Origin of the sequence: Bacillus cereus group sp. Sample62, assembly GCF_036851315.1 — a bacterium.
Lineage (GTDB): Bacteria > Bacillota > Bacilli > Bacillales > Bacillaceae_G > Bacillus_A > Bacillus_A wiedmannii.
The window spans coordinates 3049378-3064413 of sequence record NZ_JAFLPK010000001.1 but is presented as its reverse complement, the minus strand read 5'-3'; the positions used below and the strand labels follow the sequence as shown (position 1 = coordinate 3064413).

The window sequence follows — 15036 nt, the reverse complement described above, 5'->3', positions numbered from 1 at the left end:
TGATGGGTAGAATATTCTGAAAAAAGGGGTGGAGCAAATGAAGAATAGACAAAAAGCATCGATAATATGCAAAAGTATTTTATGTTTCATCATTTGTATATTTATTACGAATGAAGCATGGTTTACAAATGTGGTGAGGGCGGAATCGGGCACGTTGACTAATAGGAGTATAGAGGATTTCAAAAAAAAGATGGATGAACAGGTACCAAAATGGCAGGAGAAATATGAGGTGCCAGGGGTTGCAATAGGGATTGTACATGAGGGGCGTATTGCTTATACACTTAACTATGGTTATGTAGACAAAAAGACAAAAAAAGCGGTGAGTGATGATACTTTGTTTCAAGCTGGTTCCATATCTAAAAACCTTACAGCGTGGGGAATCTTGCATCTTGTAGATGAAGGACGTTTATTACTAGATGATCCCGTTGGAAAATATCTGACCAAATGGAAATTACCTAATTCAGAGTTTAATAATAATGAAGTCACAATAAGAAGATTGTTAAGTCATACAGCAGGGCTGTCTGCACATAAAGGATACCTCGGGGTTGTACCAGGGAAACATCTTGACTCTATTGAGGAATCTCTGTCTGGAAAAGGATGGCTTAATGAACCAGTGGGGGTTACCAATAAACCAGGTTCAGAAACAATTTACTCTGGTGGTGGATATACAATTTTACAACTTGTAATTGAAGAGGTTACCGGAATACCGTTTGATCGTTATATGGAAGAACAAATTATGAAACCTTTAGGAATGAAATCTAGTTCATTCTTACAACGTCCTGAAAACCATAACCTGTCGAAAGCTTATGGATATTTTGGAGAGGAGCTCCCTAGTTACCAATTTACCGAACAGGCTGCTGCAGGTCTTAAGACAAATGTTACCGATATGATGACATTGATACTTGCAAGCATGGATGCAAATAATAAAGGGAATGGTGTCATCAAAAGTGAACGTGTTACGGAAATGCAAAAGCCGGTATTAGGGGAGAATGGTTTAGGTATATTTGAAAAAAAACTATCTAATCAATGGAAATTACTTTATCATTCTGGTGACAATCGAGGGTGGCATTCTTTTTATGGTTTTATTCCTAATACAAAGGATGGATTGGTAATCCTTACGAATAGTGAGGGTGGTATAGACTTAAGACAGGATATTTACCACGTATGGATTGAATATGAAACGGGAAAATTACCTGAAAGTTACTTTTCTCTAGCTGAGCAGAGAAAAAACAACTCTATTACATCAATTGTTATTGGAGCTACACTTGGTTTATATTTGCTGCTATTTGTGATTAGATTGTACAAAGGTAGAAGAACGTTCATTTTTAAGCAAGAGAAGAGATCCTACATCGGATTAATAGTTAGGACATTTTTACTTACTATTACTACTATCCTCGTATTTTGTACTGCCTATTTGTGGAGAGTTTTCAGCTTGAATTCCGGTAATACAATAAATTTTATTCTAATAATAGTATGGATTATAACATTATTAATTAGTGGATTGTTCCCGAAAATTAGAAGTAATAAAAAACAACGTATGAAACGAAAAGATTTAACATCAAAATTTACATGTATGTAATGTTAAAGGCTAGAAAGCTAGATTGACGCGAATCTCGAATTGTGGAGTGCAATGAAAAGACAAAATCTCTTAAAAAACACTTAATTTTTTAACCAATTTACATTTACAATCGCCCCCTATAATGTGAATTGGACAAGCACCTAAGAGAAAGCAGAATATGTCAGTTTGTACAATTATTTATTAGGGGGAGAATTTGTATGAAAAAGACAGTTGCTTCGTTAGCAGTTATGGCGGCATTATTGCCGACATTTTCAGTGCATGCGGAAGGGAAGGAGCAAAGCCGAAAATCAGCTACAACTTTTAACGTTATTAGTGATATTCAAGGGGATTTAGGGGATTTTGATCACGTATTAAAGGATATGAACAAAGTGACACCACTTTCTAGAGCGCTTATTATGAATGGGGATATAACGCCAACCGGACAACAGTCACAATATGATGATGTGAAGCGTGTGTTAAACAAAAATAAGCATCCAGAAAATGTATGGTCAACTATTGGGAATCATGAGTTTTATGCTGGTAAATGGACAGCTGATGGGAAGCTCTCTCAAAGTACATGGCCAAATGGTGTAACGGAAGAAACGCTATTTGGTCGCTACTTACAATTTAGCGGGCAAGAAAAGGTATATCATAAAAAAGAATTAGACGGTTATCCGCTTTTATTTTTAGGAACTGAAAAATATATGAAATACCACGATTCAAAAATGTGGGATGAAGTATTTATGAGTGATGAGCAATTAGGTTGGTTAAAACAAAATTTAGAAGAATATAGTCAAAAAGATAAAAATAAGCCAATCTTCATTTTCTCTCATCACGTTTTACCTGATACAGTATCTGGATCAAGACAAAATCCGTATTTACAAGATTATTTAAACGTTGATAAGTTGTACGATATATTAAAAGACTATCCGCAAGTTGTTTTCTTCACGAGTCATACGCATTGGGATTTAAACTTACCAGACTGGGCTGGTAAAAAGAAAATTACAGGCGGAGATAATAAAGGATTTACGGTTGTAAATACGGGCGGGATTGAAACGGGCTGGATGTCAGCTGGACCAAATGGCGGAGAGAAGACTGCTCCTGATGGCTATTCATTTAAACAAGGGTTGCAAGTGAAAGCATACGGTAGCGATGTAATGGTGACAGCTTACGATTACAAACGTGATAAGGAAATAAAAAAATTATTAATTAGTGATTCGAAAGTTGCACAAATGGCACCGAATGTAACCGCTGATGATAGTAAAAATGTAATCGTCGGTGCAACAGAATACATGGAGTACTCTATAGAAGGAACGGACGAGTGGCATACGTATAATCCAGGAAATCCACCAAAAATTGATGGGGACAAAATTGTATACGTACGCCATAAAGGCGAAATGAATTTAGAACCAGGATTAACGCAGCTTCTTCGATTTTCGGCAAATAAGTGATTGGTAAGGGCCTACTTTTGAATGAGTGGGCTCTTTTTGTTTTGTCACTTTTTGTTGGCAAGTCGATATATTGAAAAAATCGTTGATATATTTCAAGTTATGAACGATATATTTGAAAAATCGTCGATATAAATTTCATGTACCGTAATTAGGTTAAAATCATTAATATAATTTCATGTACCGTATTGAAATCCGAAGTGTTTGTGCAATTTCGCTAACCAAAACCGAATTCCAATACATTTTTACCCCAGAAAGATGACTTCATCATTTTTACATGCAATAATAGTATCGTTACATACATTGTGAAAGAAGTACAAAAGGAGCGTTATTTATGAATTTAGCTAAATTCCCGAGAAAAAAATATACAGAGTCATATACACCAATTGAAAAATTAAACAATTTTTCTGAAGCACTTGGTGGGCCGACTATTTATTTTAAACGAGATGATTTACTTGGTTTAACAGCTGGTGGTAATAAGACGAGAAAGTTAGAGTTTCTAGTTGCGGATGCACAGGCAAAAGGTGCAGATACGTTAATTACAGCTGGTGGTATTCAGTCAAACCATTGCCGTCTAACACTTGCGGCTGCGGTAAAAGAAAAAATGAAATGTATTCTTGTATTAGAAGAAGGGCTTGAGCCAGAAGAGAAGCCAGACTTTAACGGAAACTATTTCTTATATCATTTACTAGGTGCTGAAAATGTAATTGTCGTACCAAACGGGGCAGATCTTATGGAAGAGATGCATAAAGTAGCAAAAGAAGTTAGTGAAAAAGGTAATACACCATATGTAATACCAGTTGGTGGATCAAATCCTACTGGTGCAATGGGATACGTTGCTTGTGCGCAAGAAATTATGGCACAATCATTTGACCAAGGAATTGATTTCAGTACAGTTGTTTGCGTAAGTGGTAGTGCTGGTATGCACGCTGGTTTAATTACTGGTTTTGCTGGAACACAAAGTCACATTCCTGTAATCGGAATCAACGTAAGTAGAGGAAAAGCAGAACAAGAAGAGAAAGTAGTAAAACTTGTAGAGGAAACGTCAGCTCACGTTGGTATTCCGAACTTTATCCCGCGCGAAGCTGTTACATGCTTTGATGAATATGTAGGACCAGGTTACGCGTTACCAACACCAGAAATGGTGGAAGCAGTGCAATTACTTGCGAAAACAGAAGGTATTTTACTCGATCCAGTGTATACAGGTAAAGCGGTAGCGGGATTAATCGACTTAATTAAAAAAGGTACATTTAATAAAGAAGACAACATTTTATTCGTACATTCAGGTGGTTCACCAGCGTTATATGCGAATACATCTTTATTTGCGTAAGTATGAAAAGCATTGGGTATCCAATGCTTTTTTGTTATATAATGGAATTATCGTGAGGTGAGAAGGGAGATTATATGAGTTCAAATTTAAAGTGGATCATATATACGGTACTTAGCATTTCTATTCTGTTAATTTTATTCGTGGCTTATGGAATTTATTTATATCTCACTTAAGCGAAATGGTAACCAAACCAAAGGAAAAATAAAATAATTGCTGTGTTAAATAGGGTAAAACATAAACCGATAATGGCTAAAATTTTCTTCTCAGCTCGGCTACAAAAAGAGACGACTGCTAATGGGATTGCTATAATAGCGGAAGCTAATATGAAGTAGGCGAAAGGTGCGACATATTCTACTCCAACTCTGTCTAAAATAGGTGAGAAGAGAAAGAGGTTAATAGTAACGAATATACTTACAATGAGAAACGTATAACTTTTCCAAGTGTATGTTTGTAACTGCATAGAACGACACTCCTTCCTCTTTATTGTTTATATTTCTAAGTTTAGAATAATTACCTTTATTTTACAATGTTAGATATTTTGTATTGAAAAGAGGGTATTCATATGAGAGTTAGAAATTGGTCTCTAGTTTTTATTGCTATCTGTATATTCATAGTAACTGGCTGTTCAAATATATCAGGAAATGAAGATCAAAGAATCGAAGTGCAAAAACATATTGGTGATAATGAATATGAAGATCTTAAGGTAGTGAAAGATAATAACGAAGTGTTGCAAGTAAAGAAAATATTAAATGATACTAATTTTGAAAATAAAAAAGTGGAAATGTCTCGGCCAGCTGATTATCACTTTATTTTTCAATTTAAAAATCCGAAAATAGAGGCGAAAGCTGTGTTGTATCAAATTTGGGTAAGCACTAATAAGGAGAAATTGGAAATTAAGGCGGGGGATAATCAGTATGCTCAATTAGAAGGGAAACATGCAGCCACTTTGTTTCAGATTGTTACAGGGAAGAAGTTAGCTGAATAAACGTATATGGGGTTATAGGAATTCATCTCATATTTTCATTTTTGGAGATACGTAGTTTTCAACAAAAATAGCTATCTTTTTATATTGGAATAAACATTGAGAATAGGATAAAATGGAAATTGGATATTGACTTGATGAGCGTGAGGTTTTACGCTTATAAGTGCAAAAAAAGAACCTTAAGGTGACCATTAATCCGCTAATGAATAATAATACTAGGAAATATATTGTTTTTACAAAGATTCGATGTTATGTTTAATTTTCTCAATATAATATTTTCCTTATATAGGAGTGGCTATTTGAAGAAATTAATATTATTAGTTTTATTGGCTACATGCTGTCTCACCATTACAGGATGTTCTAATAATAGGATTACACCAAAGAATGAGTCTAAAACTTCAACACCTGTAAAGATTCAACGTATCAACAAAGCGTGGTACAAACATATATAATAGTTTTAAAGAAACTTGAAATTGTTGATGATAAAGATCATAAGGTGAAATTCGTTAGGCTGATAGTAGAGGTTGTGAAACCTGGTGAAAAGCGGGAAGCATAGTTTGCATTTGAATTTATAAAAAATGCGACATTAAAATATTCACAAAAAAGAGTCTACATGTAGTCCTTTTTTTGTGGATATTTTTCATAAATAATAGACATTCTATGGTGCCTTCCTCTGATTTGAACCATCCGAAAATTATTTTACCAAGTTAAGTAGTGTCGCCCTTCAAAATTCGGCGAGTGCGAGGGACCCGTAGTAGCTCGATTGATATGGTCCTTTTTTCACTTTATCTACCATCTTAATGTATCTGTCTATTAAAAAATCTAACTTTAATCGATTAAATGAGATGAAATCTGTTAAAAACAATGAAATTTCAGGGGAAATAAGGTACACTATTCAATGGTTTTGGTTTAAAATCGATTGACGTTAATGTATACGGGGGAAAGATTAATGAATAACAATACAGTAAATGAATCAGTTGAAGAAGTTGAGAAAAAACGAGTAAGATCAAAAAAACGTTTTACAAATTGGAAGCTTATCGCAGCGGGTGGCGGTATAATTGCACTTCTTATTGGGGGAATGAGTTATTACCAGGCAACTCACTTCAATTCAAATGTTACGATTAATGATACAAAGGTCGGTGGTTTGAGCGCTGATCAGGCAATACAGGAATTAAAAACATCTGGACTAGCAAACAAGATCTATATTGATCAACAACAAATTTTAGATGAACAAGATACAAAAACGGAACTGACGGAAAAAGATTTGCCACAAGTTAAGAAACTATTAAAAAGCCAGTGGACATTTTTCCCTTCCTCAAAGGAAAAAGATTATTCATTGCTACCGGAAAAAGCGGATCAGTATCGTAGTGAAACGATGAAAAAACTTGTAGAAGAAAAGCTTGTTTCTATGAATGAAAAATTAAAAGCGCCTCAAGATGCTATGGCGAAGCTCGAACAAGGAAAAGTTGTAATTTCGAAGAGCGTTGATGGAAAACAATATGATGTTACGAATCTACTAAAAGATTACGATAAGCAGAAGCATAAAAGCGAAATTCATCTAAAGTCTGCATACATACAGCCTATTAAAGAAGACGATCCAATCATCAAAAAAGAAGAGAAAGCATTACAGAATCTTCTTGGGCAGTCCGTTGATTATAAAGTGCAGGATGAAGTGTATTCATTAAAAGCGAAAGATTTAATTCAAAATGCCTCTATGTCAAAGGACATGAAAGTGACAATCGATGCGAGCGAAATTAAGAATAAGGTTGCTGAAATTAATAAGGCAAAATCTACATTACATAAAGACTTCGCTTTTAAAACACATTCTGGTTCAGTCATATCAGTAAAAGGACAAGGATACGGCTGGGCACTAGATGTGGAAAAAGAAACAAAACAAGTTCAACAAGCCTTTGAGAAAGGCGAAAAATCGCTTTCTGCTTCTAATATTTACGGGAATGGTTGGGAGAAGGAAGGGATCGGCTATAAAACAACATCGAATAATGGCATCGGAGATACATACGCAGAAGTTTCCATTGCAGATCAACAAATTTGGATTTATAAAGATGGGAAATTAGTCGTCACAACAAATGTAGTAACTGGTAAACATAGCACGAGTGAAGATACATCACCAGGTGTGTGGTACGTTCTATATAAACGAACACCATACACGCTGAAAGGAAGCGCAGTAGGTAAAGCTGATTATGCAGTTAAAGTAGATTACTGGGTTCCATTCACAAATAGCGGTCAAGGATTCCATGATGCAGGCTGGCGAAAAGACTGGGCAAATAATGCTTATTTAACAGGAGGATCAGGCGGGTGTGTGAACCTTCTTCCTAACGTTGCGAAAACTGTGTATGATAGTTTGAACACGTATGATCCAGTTATTGTGTACTAGAAAATAGGTACGTATCAAAAACTTAGACGAATAAACAAAGCAGGAAATCTTACTTGATGGTACATGAAAAAACATCTCGTGAAATTGCATACTAAGTGTGCAATTTCAATGGAGGTGTTTTTTGTTTGAAGACAAGAGCTCATTGTCTATAAGAAACAAATTGGAAAGAGATTGAGATGAAAAATAAGTATTCAAATAGTCAATAAAATTGACATTGAATATCATTTTCATTTATTATGGAATCGTCGCATTTAATTAGACATGACTTTTTTATTAATATAATAGATTTCTAATAAGGTGTCCCATTTAAGAATTTAAACGTAGGAAAGGGTAATATAAAAATGAACTGGAAAAAAGGCGGATTATGGATTATTATTTTTTTCATTGTAAAAGGTACGATTTCTACACTTTTAATCGTTACAGGTGCTAAATATTTTAATTTATCATTTATGCAACTTTTCGCACTAGTACTGATCTTATTACTGATTTCTCTCATAAGCCGAAAATTGCTGCATAGACATAAACAAAACAAAAAGCAAAAAGAGCTAAATATATAATAAAACCCCAGAGACCTTTGGATTTCTGGGGTTTTATTTCGATATTTTTCCATATGCATATCAACTGAACAGAACAGGTTGTCAAAAATGATAAAATCGATGCTGATTAAAATGCATCGGTTACTTTTATATAAGGATTGAAGAGAGCTTTTGAATCGATCTTTATTCTGAAGCTACAGACACTCATAAATTATTCTCGTTTTTCAATTGGTAGTTTAAATGTAAAAGTACTGCCTTCTCCTAGTTCACTTTCAACCGTAATTTCTCCTCCATGTAGTTCGACAATCCATTTTACCATCGATAATCCTAAACCTGTGTTTCCGATGTTTGAAGATGTTCTTGCTGCGTCAACTCGATAGAAGCGGTCCCATATTTTCGTAATATGTTGCTCACTGATGCCTATGCCGTTATCGGAGACTTTACCTATTATGTTGGTTTCATCACGGAACAGTTGCATATGCACAGTGCCGTTCGCTTTGCTATAAGCAATCGCATTCGTCAATAAATTCATTAATAAACGCATCATCAATGTTTGATCTGCTTTCATAAACAGGTCTTCCTCTATATGAGTTGTTATATCAATCGAAGATTCTTGAACCATTAATGAAAGCTCTTCTACAACGATTTCCGTTAATTCACTCATATTGATACATTCAAATTGGAAAGTATTATGGTTTTCTTGGTCAGCTCTTGCTAATAATAAAAGTTGTGAGATTAGCGCGGACATTTTACGTGATTGCTTTAAAATTACTTCTAGCGATTCTTCCATTTCTTTCGGATTATCCCTCTGCGATAATGCGTATTCGCATTGCGAAATAATAACAGATGTTGGTGTTCTTAATTCATGAGATGCGTCAGATGTAAATTGTTTTTCACTTTCAAATGATGTCTCCAATCGCTCAAACATTTTGTCGAAGGTTTGTGCTAAATGATACATTTCGTCTTTCGGTGAACCTTGTAAATGAATTCTCTTGGAAAGGTCTTTACCATCACCAATTTTACTAGCTGAATCACTCATTTGTTGCACAGGTCGAAACGCTCTTTGTGTAATAAAATATCCTCCCACTGCGGCAATGAGAATAAGTAATGGGAATGAGATGAGTGTTATCACGATAAGTGTATTCATCGTTGATGATAATTGGCCCATAGTCATTATTCCACGAATCCAGACTTGCTCATCGCCACCTGCATTATGGAGAAAATCATATACAATCCATTCTTTATTACCGTCTTTAATGGTTTGTATTTCATCGGATTTAAGCGATATTTTTTTATTAAAGCTTGTTGGACTATTTCCTGCGAGCAGCTCACCTTGTTTATTATAAATGATGATATTTACTCCATCTTCTAATGTTTCAAAATCATCGTCCATCTTTAATTGTCCATGTTTATATTCGATATCTTCCATGCTTTCTTTTACTGTGCTCTTCAATTGATTTTTCATATTAAAAAGCAAAACTTGATCTGAAGAAGTTAAAATAAAAGCTAACACGAATGCCATAATAATTATAATTAGCCCTGTATACCACAGGGTCACTCTCATTTTGATTGATAGTCTTTTCATGATTCTACTCGCAATACGTAACCAGTTCCTCGTACTGTATGAATTAACTTCGTTTCAAACTGGCTATCAATTTTTTTGCGAAGATAGCGGACGTAAACATCAATAATATTCGAGCCACCTTCATAGTCGTAATTCCACACATGTTGCTCAATTTTATCTCGTGTCAACACAACTTCTTTATTACGAATCATATATTCTAAAATAGAAAATTCTTTACTGGAAAGAGTGATAATTTGGTCTCCTCTTGTTACTTTATGCATATTACAATCTACCACTAGGTCAGCGATTTCAAACACATTAGATGTGTTTCCTGTATTTCTTCGCATTAACACGCGAATTCTTGCTAACAGTTCGTCAAAAGCAAACGGTTTTACTAAATAATCGTCCGCACCTAAGTCGAGTCCTGTTACGCGATCATCAATTGTATCTTTAGCTGTAAGAAGCAAGACAGAAGTTGTATGATTGTCCGCGCGTAATCTTTGTAATACTTGTAAACCATCTATTCCGGGAATCATAATGTCAAGTACAATCAAATCGTAGGTAGCCATGTTTATATAATCCAAGGCATCTTCTCCATTCCCACATGCGTCGACACTATAATGTTCTGCATTTAATCGTTTTACCAATATATTTTGTAAGTCTTGTTCATCTTCGACAATAAGAACTCGCATTAACATTCTCCTTTTCTTCTTATTAATATGTATCAGTATAATTCCAAAACATTAAAGAAAGATTAGAAACTATTTAATTATATCATTTTATTTTTTTGTACATTAATCTTCCTTTAATGTTTGTTCAGTAATATAAAGGCAAGGATAAGGTGCACATGTAAAGGGAGGAAAACAGAATGAGAAAGTGGATGTTGATTGGAGCAATGTCTTGTTTATTCTTAACAGCTTGTTCTACTCAAGCTGATAACAATACAGAAGTACAACAACTGAAAGTGGAAAATGATACATTGCAAAAAGAAAGTTCTCAACTACAACAAGAACTACACAAAACAGTGCCTGCTACGAATGATACGAAGCAAATACAAGATTTAAAAAACGAAGTCACATCTATCGTTGAAAAGGCAAATAACACGAAACCAGTTGGAGCTAAAGAAGAAAACTTAAATACGTACTTTGCAGCAAAAAAAGAAATTGATCAATTAGATGACAAGATAGATCTATCTGATAATCAGCTTGAAGCAGATTATCACGCCGGAACGATAACTATTGAACAATATAAAGCGCAAGAAAGAGAACACGATACACTGGAAGATCAATTAGAACAAGCAGAAAATGCGCTTGAAGCAAGATTTGGAATAGATGATTAATTATTAAGGAGTGGATGAAAATGTTAAAACATAAAAAGAAAATAATGATAAGTGTAATTGCTATTTTAGTAAGTGGTATTGCTATTGTTGGTGGATATTATGGTATGGGTTACAATTATGCAAAAAAGAATGAAAACTACACAGAGAAACAAGTTCGTGAAATTTCTTTAGCGCATACAAATGGAGAAATTATGAATGTGAAAAAAGAATTCGAATTAGAAGATGACAACTTAGCACAATCTACATTTGAATATGAAGTGGAAATCAAGACACCTGATAATCTGTTAAATAGTTTAAAAGTTAGTGCTAGAACAGGTACAATAGAAATCAATAATGAAGATTAAAAAAATATCGCGTATTTGAAAAAGCTCCTAACGAAATTTGTTAGGAGTTTTTTCATGTTTATATTCTACTATTTTAAAAGGGGGACCGCTACAACACCATCAAGCTAATATTTTGATGTCCCCCAAACAAAAATTTTATCTCTTCACAGCTAGTTGTCTATGAGAATTGAGTTCATTTTTTTGTGTTTGGATATTCGCTTTTCTTAGCATGATGGCAATGTGGTTCTACCCCTTATAAATGTTACAAAAATCTTTCAAATAGCTCTAACTTGCACAATGCTTCCCATTAATATAATACGCTGATTCTGTGAAAACCGTAAATACAACCTCTACTTCTGGAAGTCCAAAATCCATTACATATGTAGTAATGGCCTTGGCAAATCGATCACGAATTTCCTGTCCACGCTCGAACCATTTCACTTCAATAAGAGGAAACGCTTCTATTTCTTCTCCATTGAATACAAACGTAGAACTTGGTAGTTCCAACGTAAAATTATCCGTACCACACTCACAAATCTCTGCGAGCTCTTCTACTAATGGCTTGCTTATGCGTTTTAATTGTTCAGTAGTAATTCCACGAAACACAACATGCGGCATGTGAATCCCTCCGTTAGATAGTTTTATATTTGCTCACATCATAACACAATTTCTAACATCTATTGGTACATTTCAATGACATTCTTAAGAATGATCATATATTGTTGAAGCAATACATGTATTGTAACTATTTAAAACATTTGAGAGCTCGGTAATTGGGTAAATAAAAAAAGCTTTATCATTCTCCCTATAAGGAGATATGAGGGGAGGCCTCTGTTAAAAGCTCTTATACGGTTGTCTTTGAAAAAATGAAAATACCTAAATAGTTGGAAATATTTTATGTTGTAAGGTTTTTAGCTATGAATAGCGGAATAAATATTAAGTATTCAACAGTTAAAATAAAACGAGTCATCTTTTTATTTTCAGAAAAAAGATGACTCGTTTTATGCTAAAATTCACTTAGTGTATATTTTCGTTAAAATGTGGGTGGGACCCCTTTTAACAAAACCGGAGTGGAAATGATGAGTATAAACAGTTTTGTGGGATCGATAAAGGACGAATTATTAAAAGAGGTAAGTATAAGAAGTGAGGATGAATTTGAGCCTGTAGTAGTTAAAGATATTCCTAGACTTTGGAAGTGTTTAGGGATGGGTAATTATGCCGCAGTATTTATGCACAAAGAATATAAAGATTGGGTAGTGAAAGTTTACGCACGAGAAGGAGAAGGAATTGAAAAAGAGTCAGAAGTATACCGAAGAATCGGAAATCATCCTTCTTATTCGAAGCTTATATATAAAGGAGAAAATTTCATAGTATTGAAACGTTTAAAAGAAATTACCTTATACGACGCCCTTCATAAGGGAATTAAAATTCCTAAGCAGGTGATCCTTGATATAAATGAAGCTTTAGAGTATGCAAGGGAACAAGGATTAACTCCTTGTGATGTTCATGGGAAAAATGTGATGATGGAAAACGGAAGGGGATATGTAGTCGATGTATCTGATTTCTTAAAAACAAAAGAAGATAGTAAGTGGAGAGACCTAGAAAAGGCATATTTTATATTTTATTTGCCTTTCATTTATAAATTCCCTTTCCCTATTAAAATACCGTATTTTATGTTAAACATTGTTAGACATTCGTATAGAAAATATAAGAAGCTTAAAAAGAAATTCAAATGGTAAAAGGACCACATACTTATCTTTAGGTTAGATAAGTGAACCACTAGTAAACAAAAGGACCGTACACTTTAGATATGTCTAATATGTACGGTCCTAATTTTATAACCTTATGAAGTAATCAGTAAGCTTTCCATTTCCTTTTTCACGCAATTACTTTGTTTTCTTCAAACCTTTTATTCTTTTTCTCTAGCTTTTCAATTCTTCTTTTAAGAGAAGCAATGGGGGCATTTTGATTGTTCTCATTTTGTTTAAACCTAGAGTCCACAAATGCTTTTTCTTGTTGATTTCGCAAGAATTGATGCGTTCTTTGAGCTCTGTATGGTTATACTCACTCCGGCTTCTTTCTGTCACACTCTTGAAGTTAATTATATTTTTCTACGTACTAAATAAAAAGCTAAGGACCCCATAATAACAGGTGCAACGAAATCAAAGAAATGGGAAAAATTAAAAGGAAAAAGAAAAAGAAATGGTATAAGTGTATAGATAACTGCTAGTCCTATAAATATAGGAATTCCAAATTGAAATTCTCTACATCGTTTGATTTTCCTGTATAACACTTCCCCAATTAGACAGGCTACAAGAGCCGGTATACTACCATAAGTGAAGATCGTTTTAATGAATCCTAATACAACGTTCGGGTGAATAAAGCTAGGATGAGAAATATATGAAATCAAGAACCATCCAAAAATAAAAGCAAACAGATTTGCAGCATAACTAATTAAAAATTTTATCAACGTAATCATCCTCACAGTTTTCTAATATTAAATCCATTGTATGACATGAAATCCTATTATTGGTAGCGAGAAAAAAGCGGACCCCTACTCTAAAAAGCATCCACTCATCCTTCTATACTTGTTTTATTTTCTTTGCTCTAGCAAACTTCGAAAAAGCTGCAAGTAGTATGAGCAGTGGAATTCCCTGAATAAAGAGAAATCCTCCCAAAAAATAAAGTGCACGACTAACTAGAGAAGGGGCTGTTGCCGACTCACCCACAAAATAAGCCCCATAATTAGCCGCTACACCTGCATAATCAGCTATCCAACCTATAAGAAAAGCCGCTGGACTTATGATTAGATTTATCCCGAAACAGATCATTATTGAAGATAGGTTTTTAGGCTTAATTTTTGGTGAAACAGACAAGAAAAATAAGAATATTGCAGTGCCTTTTATAAGAAGTAGTGTTATTACAAAAAAATTCCCATAATATCCCTCCATGATTTTAATTGTACCATCAGCAAGGACAACTTTGTGTAAATTTGGATGAATAGGGTCTTCATGTGAGGTTAACATAACGTCTCATTAACAGTAGTCAATGATGCATATAATTTTCGTGTTTGCTTTCTTTTCTGAACCGGATAGCGGTGGGGTGAGTCATAAATTGTGGAACACATTCTTAAGTTATTTAATATGAAAAAATGAAATTCACCTTCTGTAATTCATTCAAATGGTTCAATCTTCGCATCTTATGAATCCTCTGAAAATGCTAAACTTAAGCAAAAAAATTAACTATCCTATGCAAGAAAGTTTAGATAGCTAAAAGCATATGTTTTATTGAAAGGATGTGATTGAATTATGGAAAAGCCGAATTGGGGAATTGGAGGATTAGTATTTGTTGGCTGCATGTTTCTTGGCGGAGGAGTGGGATCTATATTAGGCGATACGCATGCTGGATGGCTAATAGGGATGGGGGCTGGATTTATTGGGATGGCTTTAACGAGACTGATCAGAAAGTAATATAACGGGATTCTGCTCCCAGTAAATAAGGAAATATGTATGTAATTCATGGCATAATAGCTTTATAAATTATAGTTAGAACCTTCTCTTT

General features: G+C 34.3%; 16 protein-coding genes. 10 read left to right on the top strand and 6 right to left on the bottom strand.

Annotated features, from left to right (window positions below):
* The first annotated feature begins 37 nt into the window (after positions 1-37).
* From J0835_RS15550 to J0835_RS15540, 3 genes are all read left to right on the top strand, one after another.
* Positions 38-1579 carry a serine hydrolase domain-containing protein gene (locus J0835_RS15550; protein WP_087981199.1) on the top strand — a complete coding sequence of 514 codons (1542 nt, stop codon included), beginning with the start codon at positions 38-40 and terminating at the stop codon, positions 1577-1579.
* Between the two features lie 197 nt (positions 1580-1776).
* Positions 1777-3009, top strand: a complete 1233-nt coding sequence (locus J0835_RS15545) for a DUF4073 domain-containing protein (RefSeq protein WP_087981198.1) — start codon at positions 1777-1779, stop codon at positions 3007-3009.
* Between the two features lie 331 nt (positions 3010-3340).
* A complete protein-coding gene (locus tag J0835_RS15540) occupies positions 3341-4336 on the top strand; it encodes a D-cysteine desulfhydrase (protein ID WP_087981197.1) in 996 nt (331 codons plus the stop codon).
* A gap of 169 nt (positions 4337-4505) precedes the next feature.
* Here J0835_RS15540 and J0835_RS15535 read toward each other — a convergent pair whose 3' ends face one another.
* Complete coding sequence (locus J0835_RS15535; protein ID WP_087981195.1) at positions 4506-4796, bottom strand: hypothetical protein; 291 nt, start codon at positions 4794-4796, stop codon at positions 4506-4508.
* Between the two features lie 102 nt (positions 4797-4898).
* On the opposite strand from J0835_RS15535, the gene J0835_RS15530 reads away from it, so the two are divergent.
* The 3 genes from J0835_RS15530 to J0835_RS15520 all read left to right on the top strand — a co-directional run bounded on the left by J0835_RS15530 (position 4899) and on the right by J0835_RS15520 (position 8270).
* Complete coding sequence (locus J0835_RS15530) at positions 4899-5321, top strand: hypothetical protein (protein ID WP_087981194.1); 423 nt, start codon at positions 4899-4901, stop codon at positions 5319-5321.
* A 946-nt stretch (positions 5322-6267) separates the two neighbouring features.
* The gene (locus tag J0835_RS15525) at positions 6268-7713 is read left to right on the top strand and encodes a L,D-transpeptidase family protein (protein WP_087981193.1); all 1446 of its coding nucleotides are present in this window, start codon (positions 6268-6270) and stop codon (positions 7711-7713) included.
* 341 nt (positions 7714-8054) lie between these two features.
* On the top strand, positions 8055-8270 hold the full coding sequence (locus tag J0835_RS15520; RefSeq protein WP_048559906.1) for a hypothetical protein: 216 nt from the start codon (positions 8055-8057) through the stop codon (positions 8268-8270).
* Positions 8271-8460: 190 nt separating this feature from the next.
* Here the strand turns inward: J0835_RS15520 and J0835_RS15515 are convergent, their stop codons facing one another.
* Both J0835_RS15515 and J0835_RS15510 read right to left on the bottom strand, forming a co-directional pair.
* Entirely contained in the window at positions 8461-9834 is a 1374-nt protein-coding gene (locus J0835_RS15515; protein ID WP_087981192.1) for a sensor histidine kinase, read from the bottom strand.
* A complete protein-coding gene (locus tag J0835_RS15510; protein WP_087981191.1) occupies positions 9831-10505 on the bottom strand; it encodes a response regulator transcription factor in 675 nt (224 codons plus the stop codon). The genes J0835_RS15515 and J0835_RS15510 overlap by 4 nt, the downstream gene beginning before the upstream one ends.
* Positions 10506-10681: 176 nt before the next feature.
* On the opposite strand from J0835_RS15510, the gene J0835_RS15505 reads away from it, so the two are divergent.
* Positions 10682-11152, top strand: a complete 471-nt coding sequence (locus tag J0835_RS15505) for a hypothetical protein (protein WP_087981190.1) — start codon at positions 10682-10684, stop codon at positions 11150-11152.
* 20 nt (positions 11153-11172) lie between these two features.
* Positions 11173-11496 (top strand): PepSY domain-containing protein, encoded by a 324-nt coding sequence (locus J0835_RS15500; RefSeq protein ID WP_087981189.1) that lies wholly within the window; start codon positions 11173-11175, stop codon positions 11494-11496.
* 264 nt (positions 11497-11760) lie between these two features.
* Here J0835_RS15500 and J0835_RS15495 read toward each other — a convergent pair whose 3' ends face one another.
* Positions 11761-12093, bottom strand: a complete 333-nt coding sequence (locus tag J0835_RS15495) for a DUF1904 family protein (protein ID WP_001120967.1) — start codon at positions 12091-12093, stop codon at positions 11761-11763.
* A 461-nt stretch (positions 12094-12554) separates the two neighbouring features.
* Between J0835_RS15495 and J0835_RS15490 the strand changes: the two genes are divergently transcribed.
* Complete coding sequence (locus tag J0835_RS15490) at positions 12555-13214, top strand: serine/threonine protein kinase (protein WP_087981188.1); 660 nt, start codon at positions 12555-12557, stop codon at positions 13212-13214.
* A gap of 362 nt (positions 13215-13576) precedes the next feature.
* Here the strand turns inward: J0835_RS15490 and J0835_RS15485 are convergent, their stop codons facing one another.
* Positions 13577-13954 carry a hypothetical protein gene (locus tag J0835_RS15485; protein WP_087981187.1) on the bottom strand — a complete coding sequence of 126 codons (378 nt, stop codon included), beginning with the start codon at positions 13952-13954 and terminating at the stop codon, positions 13577-13579.
* Positions 13955-14057: 103 nt separating this feature from the next.
* Positions 14058-14426, bottom strand: coding sequence for a hypothetical protein (locus J0835_RS15480; protein WP_087981560.1), 369 nt, complete (start codon positions 14424-14426; stop codon positions 14058-14060).
* A 357-nt stretch (positions 14427-14783) separates the two neighbouring features.
* Here J0835_RS15480 and J0835_RS15475 point away from each other — a divergent pair, with 357 nt between their 5' ends.
* Positions 14784-14945 carry a hypothetical protein gene (locus J0835_RS15475; RefSeq protein ID WP_170930143.1) on the top strand — a complete coding sequence of 54 codons (162 nt, stop codon included), beginning with the start codon at positions 14784-14786 and terminating at the stop codon, positions 14943-14945.
* Positions 14946-15036 lie beyond the last annotated feature (91 nt).

Excerpts from the sequence above, each read along its gene's own strand:
- J0835_RS15505 (WP_087981190.1), top strand. The coding sequence starts at position 10,682 with ATGAGAAAGTGGATGTTGATTGGAGCAATGTCTTGTTTATTCTTAACA.
- J0835_RS15535 (WP_087981195.1), bottom strand. The coding sequence starts at position 4,796 with ATGCAGTTACAAACATACACTTGGAAAAGTTATACGTTTCTCATTGTA.
- J0835_RS15550 (WP_087981199.1), top strand. The coding sequence starts at position 38 with ATGAAGAATAGACAAAAAGCATCGATAATATGCAAAAGTATTTTATGT.
- J0835_RS15490 (WP_087981188.1), top strand. The coding sequence starts at position 12,555 with ATGAGTATAAACAGTTTTGTGGGATCGATAAAGGACGAATTATTAAAA.
- J0835_RS15540 (WP_087981197.1), top strand. The coding sequence starts at position 3,341 with ATGAATTTAGCTAAATTCCCGAGAAAAAAATATACAGAGTCATATACA.
- J0835_RS15485 (WP_087981187.1), bottom strand. The coding sequence starts at position 13,954 with ATGATTACGTTGATAAAATTTTTAATTAGTTATGCTGCAAATCTGTTT.
- J0835_RS15500 (WP_087981189.1), top strand. The coding sequence starts at position 11,173 with ATGTTAAAACATAAAAAGAAAATAATGATAAGTGTAATTGCTATTTTA.
- J0835_RS15520 (WP_048559906.1), top strand. The coding sequence starts at position 8,055 with ATGAACTGGAAAAAAGGCGGATTATGGATTATTATTTTTTTCATTGTA.
- J0835_RS15510 (WP_087981191.1), bottom strand. The coding sequence starts at position 10,505 with ATGCGAGTTCTTATTGTCGAAGATGAACAAGACTTACAAAATATATTG.
- J0835_RS15515 (WP_087981192.1), bottom strand. The coding sequence starts at position 9,834 with ATGAAAAGACTATCAATCAAAATGAGAGTGACCCTGTGGTATACAGGG.
- J0835_RS15525 (WP_087981193.1), top strand. The coding sequence starts at position 6,268 with ATGAATAACAATACAGTAAATGAATCAGTTGAAGAAGTTGAGAAAAAA.
- J0835_RS15530 (WP_087981194.1), top strand. The coding sequence starts at position 4,899 with ATGAGAGTTAGAAATTGGTCTCTAGTTTTTATTGCTATCTGTATATTC.
- J0835_RS15475 (WP_170930143.1), top strand. The coding sequence starts at position 14,784 with ATGGAAAAGCCGAATTGGGGAATTGGAGGATTAGTATTTGTTGGCTGC.
- J0835_RS15495 (WP_001120967.1), bottom strand. The coding sequence starts at position 12,093 with ATGCCGCATGTTGTGTTTCGTGGAATTACTACTGAACAATTAAAACGC.
- J0835_RS15480 (WP_087981560.1), bottom strand. The coding sequence starts at position 14,426 with ATGGAGGGATATTATGGGAATTTTTTTGTAATAACACTACTTCTTATA.
- J0835_RS15545 (WP_087981198.1), top strand. The coding sequence starts at position 1,777 with ATGAAAAAGACAGTTGCTTCGTTAGCAGTTATGGCGGCATTATTGCCG.